Annotated in this window: 18 protein-coding genes; 8 read left to right on the top strand and 10 right to left on the bottom strand. The window is 72.9% G+C overall.

The window, feature by feature from the left end:
• Positions 1-33: 33 nt before the first annotated feature.
• Positions 34-681, top strand: coding sequence for a phosphatidylserine decarboxylase (locus ACICHK_RS31875; protein ID WP_078943298.1), 648 nt, complete (start codon positions 34-36; stop codon positions 679-681).
• A 22-nt stretch (positions 682-703) separates the two neighbouring features.
• Complete coding sequence (pssA, locus tag ACICHK_RS31870; RefSeq protein WP_406841368.1) at positions 704-1,522, top strand: CDP-diacylglycerol--serine O-phosphatidyltransferase; 819 nt, start codon at positions 704-706, stop codon at positions 1,520-1,522.
• A gap of 164 nt (positions 1,523-1,686) precedes the next feature.
• Here pssA and ACICHK_RS31865 read toward each other — a convergent pair whose 3' ends face one another.
• The 5 genes from ACICHK_RS31865 to ACICHK_RS31845 form a co-directional block, all read right to left on the bottom strand.
• Positions 1,687-2,949 (bottom strand): ABC transporter substrate-binding protein, encoded by a 1,263-nt coding sequence (locus tag ACICHK_RS31865; protein WP_406839584.1) that lies wholly within the window; start codon positions 2,947-2,949, stop codon positions 1,687-1,689.
• The gene (locus ACICHK_RS31860) at positions 2,946-4,151 is read right to left on the bottom strand and encodes a branched-chain amino acid ABC transporter permease (protein WP_406839583.1); all 1,206 of its coding nucleotides are present in this window, start codon (positions 4,149-4,151) and stop codon (positions 2,946-2,948) included. The genes ACICHK_RS31865 and ACICHK_RS31860 overlap by 4 nt, the downstream gene beginning before the upstream one ends.
• Positions 4,144-5,034, bottom strand: coding sequence for a branched-chain amino acid ABC transporter permease (locus ACICHK_RS31855; protein WP_406839582.1), 891 nt, complete (start codon positions 5,032-5,034; stop codon positions 4,144-4,146). Before ACICHK_RS31855 ends, ACICHK_RS31860 begins: the two co-directional genes overlap by 8 nt.
• Positions 5,031-5,828: an ABC transporter ATP-binding protein gene (locus ACICHK_RS31850; protein ID WP_406841367.1), complete on the bottom strand. Its 798-nt coding sequence runs from the start codon at positions 5,826-5,828 to the stop codon at positions 5,031-5,033. Before ACICHK_RS31850 ends, ACICHK_RS31855 begins: the two co-directional genes overlap by 4 nt.
• A 73-nt stretch (positions 5,829-5,901) precedes the next feature.
• Positions 5,902-6,708 carry an ABC transporter ATP-binding protein gene (locus ACICHK_RS31845; protein ID WP_406839581.1) on the bottom strand — a complete coding sequence of 269 codons (807 nt, stop codon included), beginning with the start codon at positions 6,706-6,708 and terminating at the stop codon, positions 5,902-5,904.
• A 180-nt stretch (positions 6,709-6,888) separates the two neighbouring features.
• Between ACICHK_RS31845 and ACICHK_RS31840 the strand changes: the two genes are divergently transcribed.
• Entirely contained in the window at positions 6,889-8,118 is a 1,230-nt protein-coding gene (locus tag ACICHK_RS31840) for a PucR family transcriptional regulator (RefSeq protein WP_406839580.1), read from the top strand.
• A 225-nt stretch (positions 8,119-8,343) separates the two neighbouring features.
• On the opposite strand, the gene ACICHK_RS31835 is transcribed toward ACICHK_RS31840, so the two are convergent.
• Complete coding sequence (locus ACICHK_RS31835; RefSeq protein WP_406841366.1) at positions 8,344-9,462, bottom strand: glycerate kinase; 1,119 nt, start codon at positions 9,460-9,462, stop codon at positions 8,344-8,346.
• Between the two features lie 201 nt (positions 9,463-9,663).
• Between ACICHK_RS31835 and ACICHK_RS31830 the strand changes: the two genes are divergently transcribed.
• Both ACICHK_RS31830 and ACICHK_RS31825 read left to right on the top strand, forming a co-directional pair.
• Positions 9,664-10,731, top strand: coding sequence for an ADP-ribosylglycohydrolase family protein (locus ACICHK_RS31830; RefSeq protein ID WP_406839579.1), 1,068 nt, complete (start codon positions 9,664-9,666; stop codon positions 10,729-10,731).
• 38 nt (positions 10,732-10,769) lie between these two features.
• A complete protein-coding gene (locus tag ACICHK_RS31825; RefSeq protein ID WP_406839578.1) occupies positions 10,770-11,273 on the top strand; it encodes an NUDIX domain-containing protein in 504 nt (167 codons plus the stop codon).
• A gap of 125 nt (positions 11,274-11,398) precedes the next feature.
• On the opposite strand, the gene ACICHK_RS31820 is transcribed toward ACICHK_RS31825, so the two are convergent.
• Positions 11,399-11,692: an SHOCT domain-containing protein gene (locus ACICHK_RS31820; protein ID WP_406839577.1), complete on the bottom strand. Its 294-nt coding sequence runs from the start codon at positions 11,690-11,692 to the stop codon at positions 11,399-11,401.
• 252 nt (positions 11,693-11,944) lie between these two features.
• Here ACICHK_RS31820 and ACICHK_RS31815 point away from each other — a divergent pair, with 252 nt between their 5' ends.
• Positions 11,945-12,376 (top strand): hypothetical protein, encoded by a 432-nt coding sequence (locus ACICHK_RS31815; RefSeq protein WP_406839576.1) that lies wholly within the window; start codon positions 11,945-11,947, stop codon positions 12,374-12,376.
• A gap of 230 nt (positions 12,377-12,606) precedes the next feature.
• On the opposite strand, the gene ACICHK_RS31810 is transcribed toward ACICHK_RS31815, so the two are convergent.
• On the bottom strand, positions 12,607-13,026 hold the full coding sequence (locus ACICHK_RS31810; protein WP_406841365.1) for a DUF6325 family protein: 420 nt from the start codon (positions 13,024-13,026) through the stop codon (positions 12,607-12,609).
• A gap of 128 nt (positions 13,027-13,154) precedes the next feature.
• Positions 13,155-13,799 carry a GAP family protein gene (locus ACICHK_RS31805; protein ID WP_151474719.1) on the bottom strand — a complete coding sequence of 215 codons (645 nt, stop codon included), beginning with the start codon at positions 13,797-13,799 and terminating at the stop codon, positions 13,155-13,157.
• Between the two features lie 365 nt (positions 13,800-14,164).
• Between ACICHK_RS31805 and ACICHK_RS31800 the strand changes: the two genes are divergently transcribed.
• Complete coding sequence (locus tag ACICHK_RS31800) at positions 14,165-15,583, top strand: DUF2252 domain-containing protein (RefSeq protein ID WP_406839575.1); 1,419 nt, start codon at positions 14,165-14,167, stop codon at positions 15,581-15,583.
• A 54-nt stretch (positions 15,584-15,637) separates the two neighbouring features.
• Positions 15,638-17,455 carry a glycoside hydrolase family 15 protein gene (locus ACICHK_RS31795; RefSeq protein ID WP_406839574.1) on the top strand — a complete coding sequence of 606 codons (1,818 nt, stop codon included), beginning with the start codon at positions 15,638-15,640 and terminating at the stop codon, positions 17,453-17,455.
• Here ACICHK_RS31795 and ACICHK_RS31790 read toward each other — a convergent pair.
• Entirely contained in the window at positions 17,406-18,710 is a 1,305-nt protein-coding gene (locus ACICHK_RS31790) for a chloride channel protein (RefSeq protein WP_406839573.1), read from the bottom strand. The genes ACICHK_RS31795 and ACICHK_RS31790 overlap by 50 nt on opposite strands.
• Between the last annotated feature and the right edge of the window lie 470 nt (positions 18,711-19,180).

Below are 19,180 nucleotides of genomic sequence, written 5' to 3'. Positions count from 1 at the left end.
CGAGCGCGGCATCATCCGCTACGAAGGTCATCCATGCCCCACAGCCAAACCTCTGCACCTCGCGGCCGGGTCCGCCTCGCGCGCGGAGCATCGCCGTGGCTTCTCCCGACCGTTGCCACCGCAGCACTCAGCCTGGCCCGTTCGCGCCGTTCCGGCGCGGCCAAGGCCGTGGCCGTACCCGCCACCGCGCTCGCGGCCGGGATGCTGTGGTTCTTCCGCGACCCCGAGCGTGAGATCACGCAGGGCCGGGTCATCTCGCCCGCCGACGGTGTGGTGCAGAGCATCATGCCGTGGAAGGACGGGCGCACCCGCGTCGCGATCTTCATGAGCCCTCTCAACGTCCACGTCAACCGCGCGCCCCTCTCCGGCACCGTGACGTCGGTCGAGCACATCCCCGGTGGGTTCGTCCCGGCGTTCAACAAGGAGAGCGAGAACAACGAGCGCGTCGTCTGGCACTTCGACACCGAGCTCGGTGACATCGAGATGATCCAGATCGCCGGCGCCGTCGCCCGCCGCATCGTGCCCTACATCCCGCAGGGGACGAAGGTCGAGCAGGGCGACCGGATCGGCCTGATCCGCTTCGGCTCGCGCGTCGACATCTACCTCCCCGAGGGTGTCGAGGTCGACGTGGAGGTCGGTCAGAAGACCGTGGCTGGGGTGACTCGAATTGACCGTGATTGATCCCGAGACACAGGCCGGCTGGGTGCCGGAGGCCGATGGGATGGACGACGAGGAGGAGATGCCTCTCTCGCTCCGCCTCTCGATAGCGGACACGCTCACGCTCGGCAACGCCACGTGCGGCTTCATGGCGGTGTACTTCACCACCACCGGCATCCTGATCCCGCACCTCACGGGCAGCGACGAGTCGGGCATGGCCCGTCACTCCGCCGCGACGGCCGTGATCCTCATGCTCTGCGCCGCGGTCTTCGACCTGTTCGACGGCCTGGTGGCGCGCAAGCTGCGCTCCTCCCCGATGGGCGCCGAGCTGGACAACCTGTCCGACCTGATCAGCTTCGGTCTCGCGCCGGCGTACTTCGTGCTCGTGTACGGCATGGTCGCGGACGACGCCTACCAGAAGGTGGCGGCGGTCGGAGCGATCGTGGTGCTCCTCGCCGTGGTGCTCAGGCTCGCGAGATTCTCCTGCGTCACGGTGAAGGACGGCACGTTCCAGGGCATGCCGAGCCCGTTCGGCGCGCTGACGGTGGTCTCCATCATCCTGCTCGAGCTGCCCTTCGTCGCCACGCTCATGGCGATCATGGGCACCGCCTGGCTGATGGTGAGCCGGGTCGAGTACCCGAAGCCGCGTGGACGCCTCGCGGTCGCGATGCTCTCCTGGATCGTCCTGTCGATGGGTCTCCTGGCGGCGTGGGCGTTCGACGCCCCGGGCGGCCAGCTGCTCCTCCAGACCGGCTGCGCGCTGCAGCTGGTGATGGGCGCGGTGATCCCGCTGTTCGCCACGGCCCGCCGGGTGAACAACTTCCGGGGCAACCGCCGCGAGGCGCGAGCCGCGCAGCTCCCGTAACACCCCGTACGACGGCGAAGGGCCCCGAACCACACGGTTCGGGGCCCTTCGCCGTGTCCGGCCCGGCGGGGCGGGGTGTCCCGCCGGGCCGGACACGGCTTCTTCCGGTCCCGTGCGCCCCCGCGCGGGGGCGCACGGGATCATGCGCCGGGCGTGCGCCGGGGTCAGGTGCCGGGTGTGTACCCCTGTGCGACGGACGAGGCCTCGGCCTCGCGGACGGCCTTCATCCCGCCCACGGCGTTCTTGTCGGGCCGCAGGATGACGCTCTCCCTCGACGAGGCCGACTTCGGGTCGGTGAAGTTCTGGGAGACGCCGAACCCCGTGTCGAACGCGTCGATGGTCAGCAGGGCCTTGTCGACGCCCTCACGGGTGAGGTCCTTGGCCGCGCAGGCCTTCTTCAGCGCCTCACCGAACGCCGAGGCGGCCACCCAGCCGGCCACCACGCCGTTGTCCAGGGAGTCCTTCGGATAGGCGGCCCTGTAGTCCGCGACCAGCTTCTTCGCCTTCGGGGTGTCCGCGCCGACCGGCAGCAGGGGGCTGGCCACGTAGTAGTTCGCCTGCAGGGCCGGGGCCGCCGCGGTGGCGAGGAGCTGCGGGGCGAACGCCGAGTTGTTGCCGATCACCGGCACGTCGAACTTGACGGCCGCCGCGACCCCGACGAGCGAGGCCGCCTGGCGCGGGCCGGCGCTGATCACCACGGCCTTCACCCCGGCCTTCTTCAGTGCGACGACCTGGCCGGTCATGTCGTTGTCCGTCGGCTTGATCTTCTGCTCGACGACCTTGAGCCCCGACTGCTTCGCCATGTACCGGGAGCCCGTCAGGGCGTTCTCCCCGTAGTCGCCCTCGAAGTACACGTGACCGATGCTGTCGCCCTTCTTCAGCCCCTTCTCCTTCATCAGGAAGTCGATCGCGTTGATCGTCTCGATGTCGTACGTGGAGCCGATGGGCCGGATGTACGGGCTGCCCAGCAGGGTGGCCGACCAGGCCTGCGGCAGGACCAGGGCCTTGTCCCGGCCGTCGATGCGCTGCTTGACGGCCGCGACGAACGGCGAGCCGATGAACTGGGTGAAGCCCAGCACCTTCGGCGCCAGCTCCGTGTAGCCGGAGACGGCCTTCTGCGGGTCGTACCCGTGGTCGCGGACCGTCAGCGCCAGCTTGTAGCCGCAGACGCCCCCCGCGGCGTTGGTCTGCTTCACGTAGAGCTGCTGGGCCTGGGTGACGCTCTTGCCGAGGGTCGCGTACACCCCGCTCATGTCCGTGAGCACGCCGAGGCTGATCGTCTTCCCGGAGATCCCCTCCCCGGTCTTCACCCCGCCCGCCGCCCCCTTGTCGCCGCCGCCGTCCTTGGCCTTGGCACTGCATCCGGCCAGGACCAGCAGGGCGGCCAGCGCCCCGGCGGCCAGCCGCGCGGTGTGTGTCGTTCTCATCGTTCCTCCCCTTCGGTGGCCCCGGGACGGGGCGTGACGCGGGCCCCGGGACGGGGCGTGACGCGGGCCCCGGGACGGGGCGTGACGCGGGCCCCGGGACGGGGCGTGACGCGCAGCCGGGCGGCCATCCTGACCAGGCCGCCCGGAAGAAAGAGCACCACCGCCACGACGGCGGCGCCGTACAGGTACCGGGCCGCCTCGCCGGGCGCGATCCCGCCCGTGCCCGGGTCCGAGACCAGGGGCAGGGCGTCGCTGTAGCGGGTCAGCACCTGGGGCAGCAGCGAGACGAACACGGCCCCCGCCACCGCTCCCCCCACCGAGCCGAGCCCACCGATGACGATCATGGCGAGGTAGTCCAGCGAGAGCGTGATCCCGAAGTAGTCGGGCACCGTGCGCTGGAAGACCAGGGCGAGCAGCACCCCGGCGAGCCCCGCGTACATCGAGGACAGGACGAAGACGCCCGCGCGGTAACGGGCGACCGGCACGCCGAGCACTCCGGCCGCGATCCGGTGGTCGCGGATCGCGTTCATCGCCCGGCCGGGCCGGCCGCGCAGCACGCCGCGGGCGAAGAGGGCGCAGCCGAGGAGCAGCAGCAGACCCGCGTACCAGAGCTTCTCGGCCGAGCCGAACGGAACGTTCGCGACGACCAGCTCGCGGTCGTCGAAGGTGAGCCCGAAGAGGCTCAGCGGCGGTACGTCGCGGCCGTTGAAGCCGCCCGTCAGATCCCGGGCGTTGAACAGGACGTGCTGTCCGATGAAGATCAGGGCGAGTGTGGCGATGCCGAGGTAGGCGCCGCGCAGCCGTCCCGCGATCGGGCTGAACAGGCCCCCGGCGATCCCGGAGACGGCCACGGCGAGCACGGCCGCGAGCCAGGCGGGCAGCCCCAGGCCGGCCGGCCCGTCGCTCCCGTCGGCGGCGAACACGCAGTAGCCGTACGCGCCGACCGCGAGGAAGAAGGCGTGCCCCATGGAGAGCTGCCCGGTCGCGCCGGTCAGCAGGTTCAGGCCGATCGCGCCGATCGCGGCCGCCATCGCGAACAGTCCGGCCTGCAGCCAGAAGCGGTCGACGTAGAAGGGCAGCGCGAGCAGCAGGACCGTGCCGCCGGCCCAGCCGGCTGTCCGGGCCGCGGGCAGCCGGACCGTGCGCCGGCGGGCGGGACCGGCCGTGCCGGCCGCCTCGTCGCGGGTGAGGACCTCAGACACGGGCGAGCTCCTTCGTGCCGAACAGCCCGGCGGGCCGGATGAGCAGGATCGCGACCATGACCACGTAGGGCGCGAGGTCGCCGAGGCCGCGCCCGAGGAAGGTGAGGTCGCTCTGGTAGCCGGTGGCCAGGGACTCGGTGACGCCGACGAGGAGACCGCCGACCAGCGCGCCGGTCGTCGAGTCGAGGCCGCCGAGGATCGCCGCGGGGAACGCCTTGAGCGCGGCGAGCGAGGTGGCGCGTTCGAGCCCGGGGGTCGGGAAGACGGTCAGGAACAGCGCGGCGACGGCCGCGAGGGCGCCCGCCACCGCCCACGCCCCGAGCGACACCCGGCCGAGCCGGACGCCCATCAGGGCGGCGGTCTCCGGGCTCTCGGCCGCGGCGCGCATCGCGACTCCCCAGGACGTGTACCGGAAGGCCAGCAGGAAGGCCGTGATGAGCAGGGACGCCGTGACGAAGGCGGCGATCCGGGTGTGGGCGACGGACACGGGTCCCACGGTGAGGACCGCGTCGCCCCAGGGGTCGCCCGGCACCAGGACGTCCGTGCCGATCCGGCGCGTCAGCTCGGTGGTGAGCAGGATGTCGACGCCGATGGTGACGATCGCGAGGACGCTCTGGTCGGAGCCCCGGTAGCGGCGCATCACCAGGAACTCCACGGCCGCCCCCACCAGCGCGGCACCCGCGATCCCGGCGAGCAGGGCGGGCCAGAAGCCGATGTCGTCGTGGAGGGTCGCGGTGACGTAGCCGCCCGCCAGCAGCAGCGAGGCGTGCGCGAAGTTGACGACCTCGGTGGCCCGGAAGATGACGACGAATCCGAGCGCGATGAGGGCGTAGACGGAGCCCAACGACAGTCCGTTGAGCAGGAGTTCGGCGAAGGTGCTCATGACGGGGTCTCCTCCGGTCCGGCGCGCTCGCCCAGGTAGGCGCGGATCACCGCCGGGTCGTTCTGTACGTCGGTGGGGGCGCCGTCGGCGATCCGGCGCCCGAAGTCGAGTACGGTCACCGCGTCCGCGAGCCGCATCACCACCCCCATGTCGTGTTCCACGAGCACGATCGAGATGCCGAGGCTGTCGCGGACCCCCGCGACGACCGCGGCGGTACGGCGCCGTTCGTCGGCGGTCATGCCGGCGACGGGTTCGTCCAGGAGCAGGACCCGGGGTTCCATGCACAGGGCGCGGGCGAGCTCGGCGAGCTTCTGCTGTCCGTACGGGAGCGAACCGGCGGGCCGGCCGAGCTGCCGCTGAAGGCCCACGAACGCGGCGATCTCGCGGACGCGCTCGCGGTGGCGCCGGTCCTCGCGGGCCGCCGAGGGCAGCCGCAGCCCGGCGGAGAGGAACCCGGCGCGGGTCAGCCGGTGCCGGCCGAGCAGCAGGCAGTCCTCGACGCTGGCGTGCGGGGGCAGGGCGAGGTTCTGGAAGATGCGGGCCACTCCGAGCCCGGCGATCCTGTGCGGCGGCAGGCCGGTGAGCTCGTGGCCGCCCAGGCGGACGCTTCCGGCGGCGGGCCGGCACACACCGGACAGCACGTTGAAGCAGGTCGACTTCCCGGCGCCGTTGGGGCCGATGAGGGCGTGCACGGTGCCCGGCCGCACGGTGAAGCTCACCGCGTCGAGCGCGGTCAGCCCGGCGAAGCGGACGGTCACGTCCCGGACGTCGAGTGACGGGACGCCGGAGGGCACGGTCGTCCGAGCGGTGGTACGGGCCGGAGCGGCCGTGCGGGCCGGTGCGTCGTCGCGTTCCTCCACGGCGGGTTCACCCCTTCCAGCGGGACAGGGACGGAAGGCCGTCCGGCGTGGCCGCTCCGTCGGCCGCGGCGTCCTCGTCGACCACGCCGAGATAGCGGCGGCGCACCTCGTCGGAGGCGGCGAGTTCGTCCGCGGGACCGGACAGGGTGACCTCACCGACCTCCAGGACGTAGGCGCTGGACGCGAGGCGCAGGGCGAGGGCGGCGTTCTGTTCGACGAGCAGGACCGAGGTGCCCTGTTCGTTGATCTCCCGCACGGTGTCGGCGATCCGCGCGGCCATCAGCGGGGCGAGCCCGAGCGAGGGTTCGTCGAGCAGCAGCACCTCGGGGGCGCCCATGAGCGCCCGGCCGACCGCGAGCATCTGCTGCTCCCCGCCGGACAGCAGCCCCGCCCGCTGCCCGGCGCGGTCGGCGAGGACCGGGAACAGTTCGTGCACGCGCCGCAGGGCGCGGGCCCGGCCGGCGCGACCGCCGGTGCCGCCGAGGGCTCCGGCGCGCAGGTTGTCCGCGACCGTCATCCGGCTGAACACCCGCCGCCCCTCCGGGACCTGGGACACCCCGGCGGCCACCACCCGGTCCGGCGGCAGCCGGTCCAGCGGGCGCCCGCCCAGGGTGACCGTGCCGCCGGTGACCGCTCCCCCGTGGAAGGAGAGGGTGCGGCACACCGCCCGCAGCAGCGTCGACTTGCCCGCGCCGTTGCCGCCGAGGACCGTCACCACGGTTCCCCCGGGCACCTCCAGCGACACATGACGCAGTGCGCGTACGGGGCCGTATCCGGCCGACAGATCCCGCACGAGCAGAGCGGAACCGCCCATGGCATCTCCCTTGTCCTCACTCGGTGTGGCGCTCACCTCAGCACCGGCGGAGACCCCCGTCCACGGGCCGCGGCCGATACGCGGCGGGAGCCCACCGGTGGTGCCCGCCCGTTGTGCACGCGCACAACACCGCGTGTCAGGGGCCTGTGCGCCCCCGTGTCCCGGTGGCATGCTCCGGCCATGGGAGGGCGCAGACCGCGGACCGGTCATGACTGGAAGCTGCTCGCGGAGTCGTGTGCGGCTCTGCTGGAACGGCTGCCCGAGCTCGTCGACGAGCACGTCGGGCAGCTCGCCGAGTACTCCCCCGTCTACGGACAGGTGCTGCCGTACGACCAGCAGTGGCGGGAGGCGGAGACCGCGATGCGCATCGGCATCGAGGCGATCTCCGCGCCGCGGGACTCACCGCGCCGCGATCTGGAGCACGCCGAGGAGGCGGGCCGGCGGCGGGCCCATCAGGGGCTGCCGCTCGAACTCCTCGTGCACGCCTACCGTGCCGCGGGCTATCTGGTGTGGGACGCGCTGATGGAGGGCGCGGCGGGCCGGGAGCCCGAGCGGCTCGCGGTGCTCATGCGGTGCGCCACGATGGTGTGGTCGGCGGTGGACGCGCAGGCCAGGGCCGCCTCGGAGTCCTACCTCGCCACGGAACGCGAACTGCGGCGGCGCACCGACGAACAGCTGCAGGCCCTGCTCGACGCCCTGCTGGAGGGTCAGGAGACACCGGGGCTCGCGGCGCGGGCGGCCGCCGGGCTCGATCTGCCCGAGCGGGGACCGTACGCCGTCGTCGTGCTGCGGACGGAGCGTCACGACGGACGGGACGGCTGCGTCCGGCCGGTGCTGGGCGCGGGGCTGCGGTTCATCTGGCGGATGCGGGCCGACTGCGAGATCGCGGTGGTGGCGCTGGACCCCGGGCAGGGCCTGGACGGGGTGGCCCGGCTGCTGGACGGACGGCGTTCGGGTCCGGGCGGCATCTCTCCCGTGGTCTCGGGGCTCGGCGAGCTGGGGCGGGCCCGGCGGTGGGCCGAGCTGGCGCTGCGCACCTGTCCGCCGGACGCGACCGGGGTCGTACGCCTCGACCAGCGGATGCCGACGGCGCTCGTGGTGAGCCAGCCGGAGCTGGCGGGCCGGCTGGTGTCGGACGTGTTCGGGGCGCTGCTGGAGCTCGAACCCGGGGACCGGGCCGTGCTCATCGAGACGCTGGACATGTGGCTGGCCTGCGAGGGCTCGGCGGGGCGCGCGGCGGGACGGCTGTACTGCCACCGGAACACGGTCTTCAACCGTCTGCGCCGGCTGGAACAGCTGACCTCGCGCTCACTGGCCCGTCCCCGCGACCTGATCGAGATGACCCTGGCCCTGGACGCCTACCGGCTGGCGGGCGCCCCGGCCGCCACGGGGGCGGGTCCGGGCCGGTGAAGGCCGTGGGCCCCTCGGCGTCGGCCGTGGGACCGTCGGTCCGGCCATGAGTCCGTGGGAACACCGGCCAGGCGGCCGGTCCGTGCGAACGTCGGCCCGGAAGCGGGCCCGTACGAAACGCGCCCGGGCCGAGGCCCACGAGCACACCGGCCGCGCCGAGGCCCTGCAGGAACACCGGCCGCGCGGTGGGCGTGCAGGAACACCGGCCGCGCGGTGGGCGTGCCGTCAGACCAGGAAGTCCCGTCCGATGTCCTCCGCCACCCGCTCCAGGATCGGCCCGGCGTCGGAGAGGCACTTCGCGATGTCGGGTTCGGCCTCGGTGAGGGGGTACGCCCGCCGGATGCCGGCCCTGCCGAGCGCCTCGGGCGGGAGCGCGAGGCGGCCGCAGACCGCGACGACCTCCTTGCCCCCGGCCCGGGCGGCCGCCGCGACCCCGGCGGGCGCCTTGCCGTGCAGGGTCTGCTCGTCCAGCGACCCCTCACCGGTGATCACCAGCGTGGCGCGCTCCAGCGCGGGCGCGAAGCCCAGCACCTCGAGCATCACCTCGATACCGGGCCGGAAACGGGCGCCGAGCACCAGCGCCCCGTAGCCGACACCGCCCGCGGCACCGGCGCCGGGCGCGGCGGCGCATCCGGCGGCCTGCGGCCCGATCTCCTCCTCCAGGACGCCGGCGAAGTGGGCGAGGGCGGTGTCCAGCACCGCCACGTCGTCGGGACCGGCTCCTTTCTGGGGGCCGTAGACGGCGGGCGCGCCCCGGGGACCGGTCAGCGGGTTGTCCACGTCGCCGGCGAGGACCAGGTCGACCGCGGCGAGCCGCTCGTCGAGGCCGGACAGATCGGCGCTCCGCACGTCGCACAGCGCGGCGCCGCCGGGAGCCACCGGCTCGCCCTCCGCGTCGAGGAAGCGCGCGCCGAGCGCGGAGAGCATGCCCGCTCCGCCGTCCGTCGTCGCGCTGCCGCCCACGCCGAGGACGACGGTGCGGGCGCCGGCGTCCAGCGCGGCGCGCAGCAGCTCCCCGGTGCCGTACGTCGAGGACGAGAGCGGAGCGAAGACGCCCTCGGGCAGCCGCTGCAGCCCGCTCGCCTCGGCCATCTCCACGACCGCGGTCGACCCGCGCAGCGCGAACGCGGCGGTCACCTCGTGGCCCAGCGGCCCGGCGACGCGCACCTCGCGGCGCTCGAACCCGGCCGCGACCGCCGCGTCGACGGTGCCGTCGCCGCCGTCGGCCACGGGCAGCGACTCGACCTCGGCGTGCGGCGCGGCGCGGCGCAGTCCGGCCGTCACCCGCTCCGCGACCTGCACGGCCGTCAGCGATCCCTTGAACTTGTCCGCCGCGATGAGCACACGCGGGGTCCGGTCCACAGCAGCGTCCGCCACCTTGCATTCCCCTTGCTTCCGGGCCTTGCGCACGTCAAGGCAGTCGCGCCGCTGCGACCATAGCCGGAGCGCGCCCCCGTCGTCATGCCCCTGCCCGATCCCCGGGACCGGCCCGGTGCCGCGCCGCCCCGGCGAGCACGCCCGCCCGGAATCGGTTAGACCGGAGCCATGACCCCCCTGGGCACCGACATCGCCGACCGCGTCCTCGGGGGCTGGCTGGGCCGGATCGCGGGCAACATGCTCGGCAAGCCGGTCGAGCAGGGCGACCACTGGACGCGGGACCGGATCGACCGCTATCTACGGCAGGCCGCGGCCCTGCCGCTGACCGACTACCTCCCCGGGCCCGCCGACGACGGCGCCGGGGGCGAGTTCGAGCTGCGGCCCGAGTGGCGCGAGTGCGTGCGCGGCCGCATCCACGGCAGCTGCCGTGACGACGACGTGGACTACGCGATCCTCGGACTCGACCTGCTGGAGACGCACGGCTTCTCGTTCAGCACCGAGCAGGTCGGTGACCTGTGGCTGGCGCGCCTGCCGTACCTCCAGACGTTCACGGCGGAGCGCGCCGCCTACCGCAACCTCGCCAAGGGGCTGAAACCGCCGGTGACGGCGACGTACGAGAATCCGTACCAGGAGTGGATCGGCGCGCTGATCCGCGCCGACGTCTACGGCTGGACGTCCCCGGGGCTGCCGTGGCGCGCGGCGTCCCTGGCCCGCCGTGACGCCGTCCTGTCCCACACCGGCAACGGCGTCTACGGCGCGATGTGGGCGGCGGCGCTGATCTCCGCGGCCTTCACCGCCCCGTCCGTCCGGGACGCGCTGGACACGGCGCTCGACGTGATCCCCGCGAGCAGCCGGCTGGCCCGCGCCGTGCGCCGGGTGATCGCGCTCCACGAGGCCCGGATGAGCTGGGAGGACACGCTCACCACCATGTCCGAGGAGACCGCGGGGATGGGCTGGATCCACACGGTCCCGAACGCGGCCGTGCTGACCGCCGGGCTGCTGTACGGCGACGGAGACTTCACCCGCACCATCACGCTGACGGTCCGCGGCGGACTGGACACCGACTCCAACGGCGCGACCGCGGGCTCCGTCGCGGGCGTCCTGTGCGGGGCGGAGGCGATTCCCCCGCAGTGGAAGGACCCGCTGGAGGACACCGTCCGCAGCGCGGTGTTCGGCTTCGACGGGGCACGGATCAGCGAGCTCGCGTCCCGCACGGTCGCGCTGGTGGAGGCATGAACCGGGGGTCCGGGGCCGGGTCTGGTTACCCTTCCGGGGTGAGCACTTCGGACTATGCCGCATATATCGCCGGCCTGCCCCGTGTCCTCGCCGGGGCCGCCGCGCTCTTCCGGGACGCCGACGGGCGGGTGCTGCTCGTCGAACCGAACTACCGCGAGGGCTGGACGCTTCCGGGCGGAACCGTGGAATCGGACGCCGGTGAGAGCCCGCGGCAGGGGGCGCGCCGCGAGACGGCCGAGGAGATCGGGCTCGACGTGGAGCTCGGACGGCTGCTGGCGGTCGACTGGGTCCTCGGGCCGGGACGGCCGCCGCTGGTGGCCTATCTGTACGACGGCGGCGTGCTGGGCGAGCGGGAACTCAAGGAGATCCGGCTGCAGGAGGAGGAACTGCTGTCCTGGCGGATGGTGCCGCGCGAGGACGTGGTCTCCCACCTGTCGGGGGCCACGGGCCGCCGTGTCCTCGCCGCGCTCGACGTCCTGGCGGAGGGCTCGGGCGCGGCGGAACTGGAGAACGGCCACCGGGTGGACCGGCCCCGGGGCTGACCGGGAGTCCGCCGCACACGCCCCGGCGGCCGGGGGCCGGGCCCCCGGCCGCCGGGCCGGTGTTCGCGATATACGCGTCCTCGTCGAGGTTGTCGTCAGGTGCCCTCGACGGGGTCCTGTGGGGGTCAGCCGAGGATCCGGGCCTTCTGCGCCTCGAACTCGGCTTCGGTGAGCACGCCCTGGGCCTTGAGGTCCCCCAGCTGCTTCAGCTGGTCGATCTTGCTGGTCATCTCGTCGGCCGGCGCCGCGGGCGGAGGCGGGGGCTGCTGCTCCTGGTACTGCTGCTGGTACTGGTACTGCTGCTGTGCTTCCTGCTGGGCCCATCGTCCCTGCTGACGACGTGACACCCGGTTCGAGACGGCGGTGGCCGTACCGGCCACCACGGCGGTGCGGGCGACCCCGCGGAGGAGACCTGGCACGGTGGTTTCCTTTCCGGCACGAGAACATACGGAACGGGCCCGAAAGGGATTCGGTCCCTTGCGCGCGCCGAATTCGTCCCGGCGCACCGGGCAGGTCCATTGGAGCACCGAACGGATTCCCCCGCATCTCGGTCCCGCCGTCACCGGGCGCGATTTCCGACGATCTGCCGGTCCGTCATTCCCGTGGCAAGCTGAAATGTGGCCACCGGCCGGCGACGGACGGTGGCGAGGTCTACGCAGGAGGAGCTCGCAATGGCTACGACGGGTATGCACCACCGGCAGGAATCCGCCGGCGGTTCGGGGGCGTGGGTGTCCGGCTGGACCGCCTTCGCCGGAGTCATGATGATCTTCGGAGGTGCGATGGCGATATTCCAGGGCATCGCCGCCATCGCCAAGGACGACGTCTTCGTCACCACCAGCAACTACGTCTACACCTTCAACCTCACGAGTTGGGGCTGGATCCACCTCACCCTCGGCGTCCTGATCGTCCTGGCCGGCATCGCCGTGTTCCGCGGCATGCTGTGGGCCCGGATCGTCGGTATCACCCTGGCGGGGCTGGCCATGATCGCCAACTTCATGTGGCTGCCGTACTCCCCGGTGTGGGCCAGCGTGCTGATCGCCATCGACGCCTTCGTCATCTGGGCGCTGTGCGTCGGATCCAGCCGGGACGCCCGTACCGCGTAGCCCCGGGCGCGACCTCCCCGAGGTCTCCGGCCGGCGGCGGCCCCGCACCGACGTGCGGGGCCGCCGCACGTCTCCGACGGTTCCCGTCCCCCGTCCGGCCGGGTCCGGCGAGGCCCCGGCTCCGGGGACGGACACGGCCGTGCCCCCGGATCTCCGCCGGGCGGCGGGTCCGGGGGCACGGCTCCTGCCGTGGCCGGGCCGCCGTGGGGGGCGTCCGGCACTCGTGTCGGCTACGCGGCCTCCGTTTCCTCGAGCGCGGCCAGCACGGCCGGCACCGGGATGCGCCCGGAGGCGACCAGCTGGGCGCCGCCACGTCGCAGCGCGGCGGCGAAGGGCGCCGCCCACACGTTCTCGTAGACCAGGATTCCGGCGGAGTTGCCGGGTTCGAGCGCCTTCCCGGCCTCCTCGATGTCGTCCTCGCCCAGCAGACCGGAGGACGCGCCCTCGAACACGGCGAGGTCGAGGGCTCCGTCCCCGTCGAAATCGGCGATCTCCATGCCGACCACGGATCCGTCCTCGTCCTTCCTCACGAACAAGAGGTCGAGAATCCGAATGAGGCCGCGGTCCACCAGATCGACCAGGATCGGCAGTCCCTCCCCTGTCATCCGGTTACCGGGAAACTCCACGACGATATAGTCGATCGGTCCCATCTCGACGAATTCATCTTCGCTCACGGCTTCACCCCTGCGTGGTCATGGTTTTCCCCTGCCCCAGGTCAATGTCATTGCAGCACCGGACGGAAGCCGCCGCATTTCGGTGCCCGGACGGGCCGGGTGGTTCACGCGGTGAGCTGGTAGATGCTCTTGCCCACCAGCCACAGCCCCAGGAACAGGAACAGCGACACCAGCGCCTGGTCCTGGTGCCGCTCCAGCCACGCGCGCAGCTTCCCCAGCCGGACGTGGGCCGTCCGCGGGGCGAACGTCGCGTAGAGCTCCATCGCCAGGATGCTGGAACTGGCCAGCAGGACGTAGCCCATCAGGGCCGCGTACGACGCGGCGTGGTCGAGGTTCGCGTCCACGACGGTGGAGGCGCCGGCCGCGATCATCCCCCACGGCTGGAGCAGCAGCGCCAGCCCGGCCGCCGTCCAGGGGGAGATCCGTTCGATCCGGGACATGAAGCCGGAGGACTTCGGCTGCTTGTCGAGGTTGCGCCGTCTGCGTTCCGCGTACAGGACGAGTCCGACGCCGATGGCGAGCTTGCCGGCCAGCGCGGCCGTGGAGGGCGTGGACTTCGGAGGCGGCGGCTCACCGCCGGTCATGAGCAGCACGGCGGCGATGATGGCGACGAAGGAGGCCAGCCAGGTCAGGATGAAGGCGAGGCCCTTCCAGATCCCCTTGTCCGAGGAGAGCACCAGCACGAATCCGGTGACCGGCAGCGGGTCCAGGGCGATCGCCAGGGCGATGAGGAGCAGGTCAAGGACCATCGCCGCCCCCGCGTGGTCTCGCGCGGCCCGGAGCCGCGGTATCGCGCATGCCATCATCGTCACCTTTGCCTCATGCGCCCACAAATCCGGTGTTCCGCCCCGGGCGTCGGCGCCCGCCCGGCCCGACTCGCCGGACATATCGCCCGGAGCTACCTTGGTGACCGGGCCGGGCCCCTCCCGCCACGACCGGCGCGCCCCGACCGCCCGCGGGTCGCCGGCGAGCCCCGCACGGCCGGCCGCGTCCCGCCGGCCACCGGCACGTCCCCGACAGGAGCTCCCCTCCCGAGCCTCGGCGCGGTGATTCCCCCGCCGACCGCCTTCGCCGGCGCCCCGCGCGCCTGCGACCAGATCGCGGAGCGTCCGCAATGACTCCCAAGCACCCGGCCGGCAGCCTTCCACCGCACCACACCCCGGCGGAGCGCGCCGCGCTCGGCAAGGCCGCCCGCTCCGCCGTGCCGCGCTCCAGCCACGCCGACTTCACCCCCGCGCCGAAGCGTCCCGACCCGGTGGACATCGTGGAGGCGCAGTCCGCGACCCGGGTGCCCGAACTCGTGCCGATCCGCTACGGCCGGATGACCGAGTCGCCGTTCCGCTTCTACCGCGGGGCCGCCGCCATCATGGCCGCGGACCTCGCCGGCACGCCCCGGTCCGGCATCAGGACGCAACTGTGCGGTGACGCGCACATGTTGAACTTCCGGCTGCTGGCCTCGCCGGAGCGCCGCATGATGTTCGACATCAACGACTTCGACGAGACGCTGCCCGGTCCCTGGGAGTGGGACGTCAAACGGCTGTCCGCCAGCCTCGTCATCGCGGCCCGGGCGAACGGCTACAGCGGCAAGGAGCGCGCCGACATCGTCCGCACGACGGTCCGGTCGTACCGCGAGTGGATGAGACGCTTCGCCGGCCTCGGGAACCTCCCCGTCTGGTACACGCATTTCGACGAGGACTGGGTACGGACCCACATCGTCGGGGAGCTGGGCTCGCGGGGGCGTGACCGCTGGAAGAAGACGACCGCCAAGGCGCGCAGCCGGGACAGTCTCCAGGCGTTCAACAAGCTCACGCACATGGTCGACGGCCAGGCCCTGATCGCCGCGGATCCCCCGCTCGTCGTACCGCTGCAGGACCTGCTTCCCGACATGGAACGCGGCGCTCTGGAGAAGCAGCTCCGCAAACTGATCGGGAGCTACAGCCGGAGTCTGAACTCGGACCGGCGGTTCCTGCTGAAGCAGTACCGGTTCGCCGACGTGGCCCGCAAGGTGGTCGGCGTCGGCAGCGTGGGCACCCGTTGCTGGATCGTCCTCATGCTCGGCCGGGACGACTCGGATCCGCTGCTCCTGCAGGCCAAGGAGGCGGACGAGTCCGTGCTGGCGCCCTACGTCGGCGCGAGCGAGTACCGGACGCAGGGCGAGCGCGTGGTCGCCGGCCAGCGGCTCATGCAGGCCACCAGCGACATCTTCCTGGGCTGGGAGCGGGCCGAGGGCATCGACGGCCGCCGACGGGACTTCTACGTGAGGCAGTTGCGGGACTGGAAGGGCATAGCCGAACCCGAGCTGATGGTGCCGGCGGCCATGCGGGCCTTCGGCGAGCTGTGCGGTGCCACGCTGGCCCGCGCGCACGCGAGGTCGGGCGACCGGATCGCCATCGCCTCCTACCTGGGCGGGGGCGACGTCTTCGACCGGGCGCTCGTCCCGTTCGCCGAGTCGTACGCGGACCAGAACGAGAAGGACCACCAGGCACTCGTCGACGCCGTCCGCTCGGGCCGCGTCAAGGCCGAGGCCGCCTGACGGAAGCCACCCGGCAGAGGCCGTCCGACAGAAGCGGCCGACAAGGAGGCCCGCATGGACCGCTATCCCCCCATCGCCGACCACGGCCTGGTCGGGGACCTGCAGACCGCGGCCCTGGTGTCGTCCCAGGGAGTGGTCGACTGGTTCGCGGCACCCCGCTTCGACTCCCCCAGCGTCTTCGCCTCCCTGCTGGACCACGACCGCGGCGGCCACTTCCGTCTCGCCCCCGATCACCCCGAGGGAACCTGGAGACAGCTCTACTACCCGGACACGGCCGTACTGGTGACCCGCTTCATGTCCCCGGACGGCGTGGGCGAGACCATCGACCACATGCCGGTCCTCACGGGCCGGACGCCGAGCGACCGGCACAGTCTGGTGCGCGTCGTCCGCACGGTACGCGGCACCGTGCACTTCGGTCTGGAGTGCCGGCCGAGGTTCGACTACGCGCGGGCGGACCACGAACTCGAACTGACCCCCGGCCAGGCCGTGTTCCGGTCCCCGGGAGCCACCGCGCACCTCCAGGGCAACATCCCGCTCGAACGCGACGGCCAGGACGTCCGGGGCGGCATCACCCTCAAGAACGGCGAGCAGGCGGCCGTCGTGTTCACGGTGTGCGGGCCGGACGGCGAGGCCCCGCGGCCGCCCACGCTCGACTCGCTCACCGAGGAACTGTGGAACAACGTCGACTTCTGGCAGAAGTGGGTCCGCACCTCCAACTACCGGGGCCGCTGGACGGAGATGGTGCACCGCTCCGCGATCACCCTCAAGCTCCTGACCTACGCCCCGACCGGGGCGCCGGTCGCCGCCGCCACCATGGGGCTGCCCGAGCAGATCGGCGGCGAGCGCAACTGGGACTACCGGTACACGTGGGTGCGCGACGGCTCGCTGTCGGTGCGGGCGCTGCTCGACCTCGGCTTCGTGGAGGAGGCGACCCACTTCACGCGCTGGCTGGGCGAACGCCTCCAGGAGCGCGAGGGACCGGAGGACGAGCCGCTGCAGATCATGTACCGGGTCGACGGTGACCCGAATCTGACGGAGGAGATCCTGGAGCACTTCGAGGGCTACCGGGGCTCGTACCCGGTGCGCGCCGGCAACGGCGCCTCCGGTCAACTGCAGCTCGACATCTACGGCGAGGCCCTCTACGCCCTGGCCGAGAGCCGCGCGGTGCGAGAACAGGGCAGCTACCAGGGCTGGAAGGCGCTGGCCGGCATCCTCGACTGGCTCGCGGACTCCTGGGACCGCCCCGACGAGGGCATCTGGGAGACCCGGGGCGGACGCAAGGACTTCGCCTACAGCCGGGTCATGTGCTGGGCCGCCTTCGACCGGGGCCTGAAGCTGGCCGTGGAGTACAGCAGGCCGGCCGACACGGTCCGCTGGACGAAGGCCCGGGACGCGATCCTCGAACAGGTGATGGAGCGCGGCTGGAACGAGGAGCAGCGGGCGTTCGTCCAGCACTACGGCAGCGACGTCCTGGACGCCTCCCTGCTGCTGGCCCCCCGCGTCGGCTTCGTCTCCGCGCGCAGCCCCGGCTGGCTGAGCACGCTGGACGCCATGGAGCGCGTCCTCGTCTCCGACAGCCTCGTCTACCGCTACGACCCCGAGGCCTCCCCGGACGGGCTGCGCGGCTCCGAGGGGACGTTCAGCCTCTGCACGTTCCTGTACGTCGACGCGCTCGCGCGGGCGGGACGGCTCCCCCAGGCCCGCTACACGTTCGAGAAGATGCAGACGTACGCCAACCACGTCGGCCTGTTCGCCGAGGAGATCGGCCCGAGCGGTGAGCAACTGGGCAACTTCCCGCAGGCGTTCACCCATCTCTCCCTCATCATGGCCGCGACGACGCTGGACGAGGCGCTCGACCGGCTGCGGCCCTGAACGGCGGGATGTCCGGGCCCTGCGGAAGCAGTTCCACGGTCACGAAGGACACCACGGCGGCGAGCACGATCACCGGCACCGTTCCCGAGTTGCCCACCAGGAGGACGACCAGCACGACGCAGCTGACCGGCAGCCTGAGCGCGGCGGCGGACGCCGCGGCCATGCCGGCCGCCATGGCCGGTACGACGCCGAACCCCGGGAGCGGTGCCAGCAGGGCGCCCATCGCGCCGCCGAGGAACAGCGAGGGGAACACCGGGCCGCCCCTGAGGCTGCCCAGGCACAGCGTGTACGCGATGGACTTGAACACCAGGACGGCCACCAGGCTGCCGACCGACCAGGCGTGCGGATGGGCGGCGAGCTGGGCGAGGGTGGTCTGGCCGGACAGGGCCACCTCGGCCGGAGACCGGTCGGTGAGGACCGCGTAGAGCGCCGCGCAGCAGCCCGCCCCGAGCCCGCACAGCGCCGTGGCCCGCAGGATGTGCGCGGACACGGCGCGGGCCGCGTACCGGCCGCCCACGATCACCCAGTGGACGCCGAACCCGATCACGAGGGCCATGAGCACCGACCAGACCACGTCCCCGGTGTCGAGGGTGGAGGGCGCGGGCAGTCCGATCCTGAGGCTGCCGGTCTGCAGTCCGGTCCAGTCGTCGAAGCCGGTGAACACGATGGCGCCGACCCCGCTGGCGAGCAGCGCGGGCAGCATCACCGCGAAGAGCTGGGGCCCGCCGACACCGGCGACCTCCATCAGCAGCACGGCCGCGACCAGGGGGCTGCCGAAGATCGCCGAGATGGCCGCGGCGGCGCCCGCGGCACCGAGCAGCGCCGTGCCCTGGGGGGTCGCGGGGGCCCGTACGAGATCCCGGAACAGCAGGGCCAGGCCTCCGCCGAGCGCGATCAGCGGTGACTCGGGGCCGAGCACGGCTCCCAGCGGAAGGCTGGCCAGCGCGGCGAGCACGATGCCGGGCAGCGCGGACGTCGCCACCCCGCCGGCGTGCAGGCCCGAGGCCGGGATGTGTCCGCCCCGGCCCGGAAGCCACCGCACGATCAGGCCCACCAGCACGCCGGCCAGGAGCATCGGGGGAAGCGGCCACCACCACGGGGGATCCGACCACCCGAGATCCTTCGGCCACTCCTCCCACATCAGGTTCTCCAGCTCGTGGAGGAGCACCAGGAACCAGAACGCGGCCAGCGAGACCGGGACGCCGATCACGGCGCAGAACACCAGCGCCTTGCGGTACGCGGGCTGCACCAGCATGTTCCGCAGCTGCTCGGCCTCCGTGGGCTGATTGCCCGGCGCGGACTCCGCCCCGGCGGACCGGCCCTCCGGAGCGGTCCCGGCCTTCTCGGGCTTCGGCTCGGTGATGGGTCTTCTCCTACGTCCGCTCGGAGGGATGCTGCGGTGGAACGCCGTGCGACCGCTGTCCGGCCGCCGTGGGATTCTGCCGTCGGAGCGCGAGCGTACCCACGGGATCCTCCGCATCCGGGCGGCCCGCGCGCCGAGCCCCGAAAACCCTCCGGGTGGACGCGTCGTACGCACCCTCGTGACCCGGCGCGGGCATCCCGGCCGGGTGGGATGCCCGCCCGGCGTAGCCTCGCTCCATGACCGGCGAACGCCTCGGCCGACACGCGGCCGCCCCCGCCGACGGGAAGCGGTCCTTCCGCGCTTCGTCCGTACCGCGGAAGCCGGTACGGTGACCGGGACCCCGGGCTCCCCGGGCGGCCTCG

Source organism: Streptomyces sp. AHU1 (assembly GCF_045343905.1).
Taxonomy (GTDB): Bacteria; Actinomycetota; Actinomycetes; order Streptomycetales; family Streptomycetaceae; genus Streptomyces; species Streptomyces triticiradicis.
The sequence above is the reverse complement of the archived record's forward strand: the minus strand, read 5'-3'. Positions and strand labels throughout refer to the sequence as shown.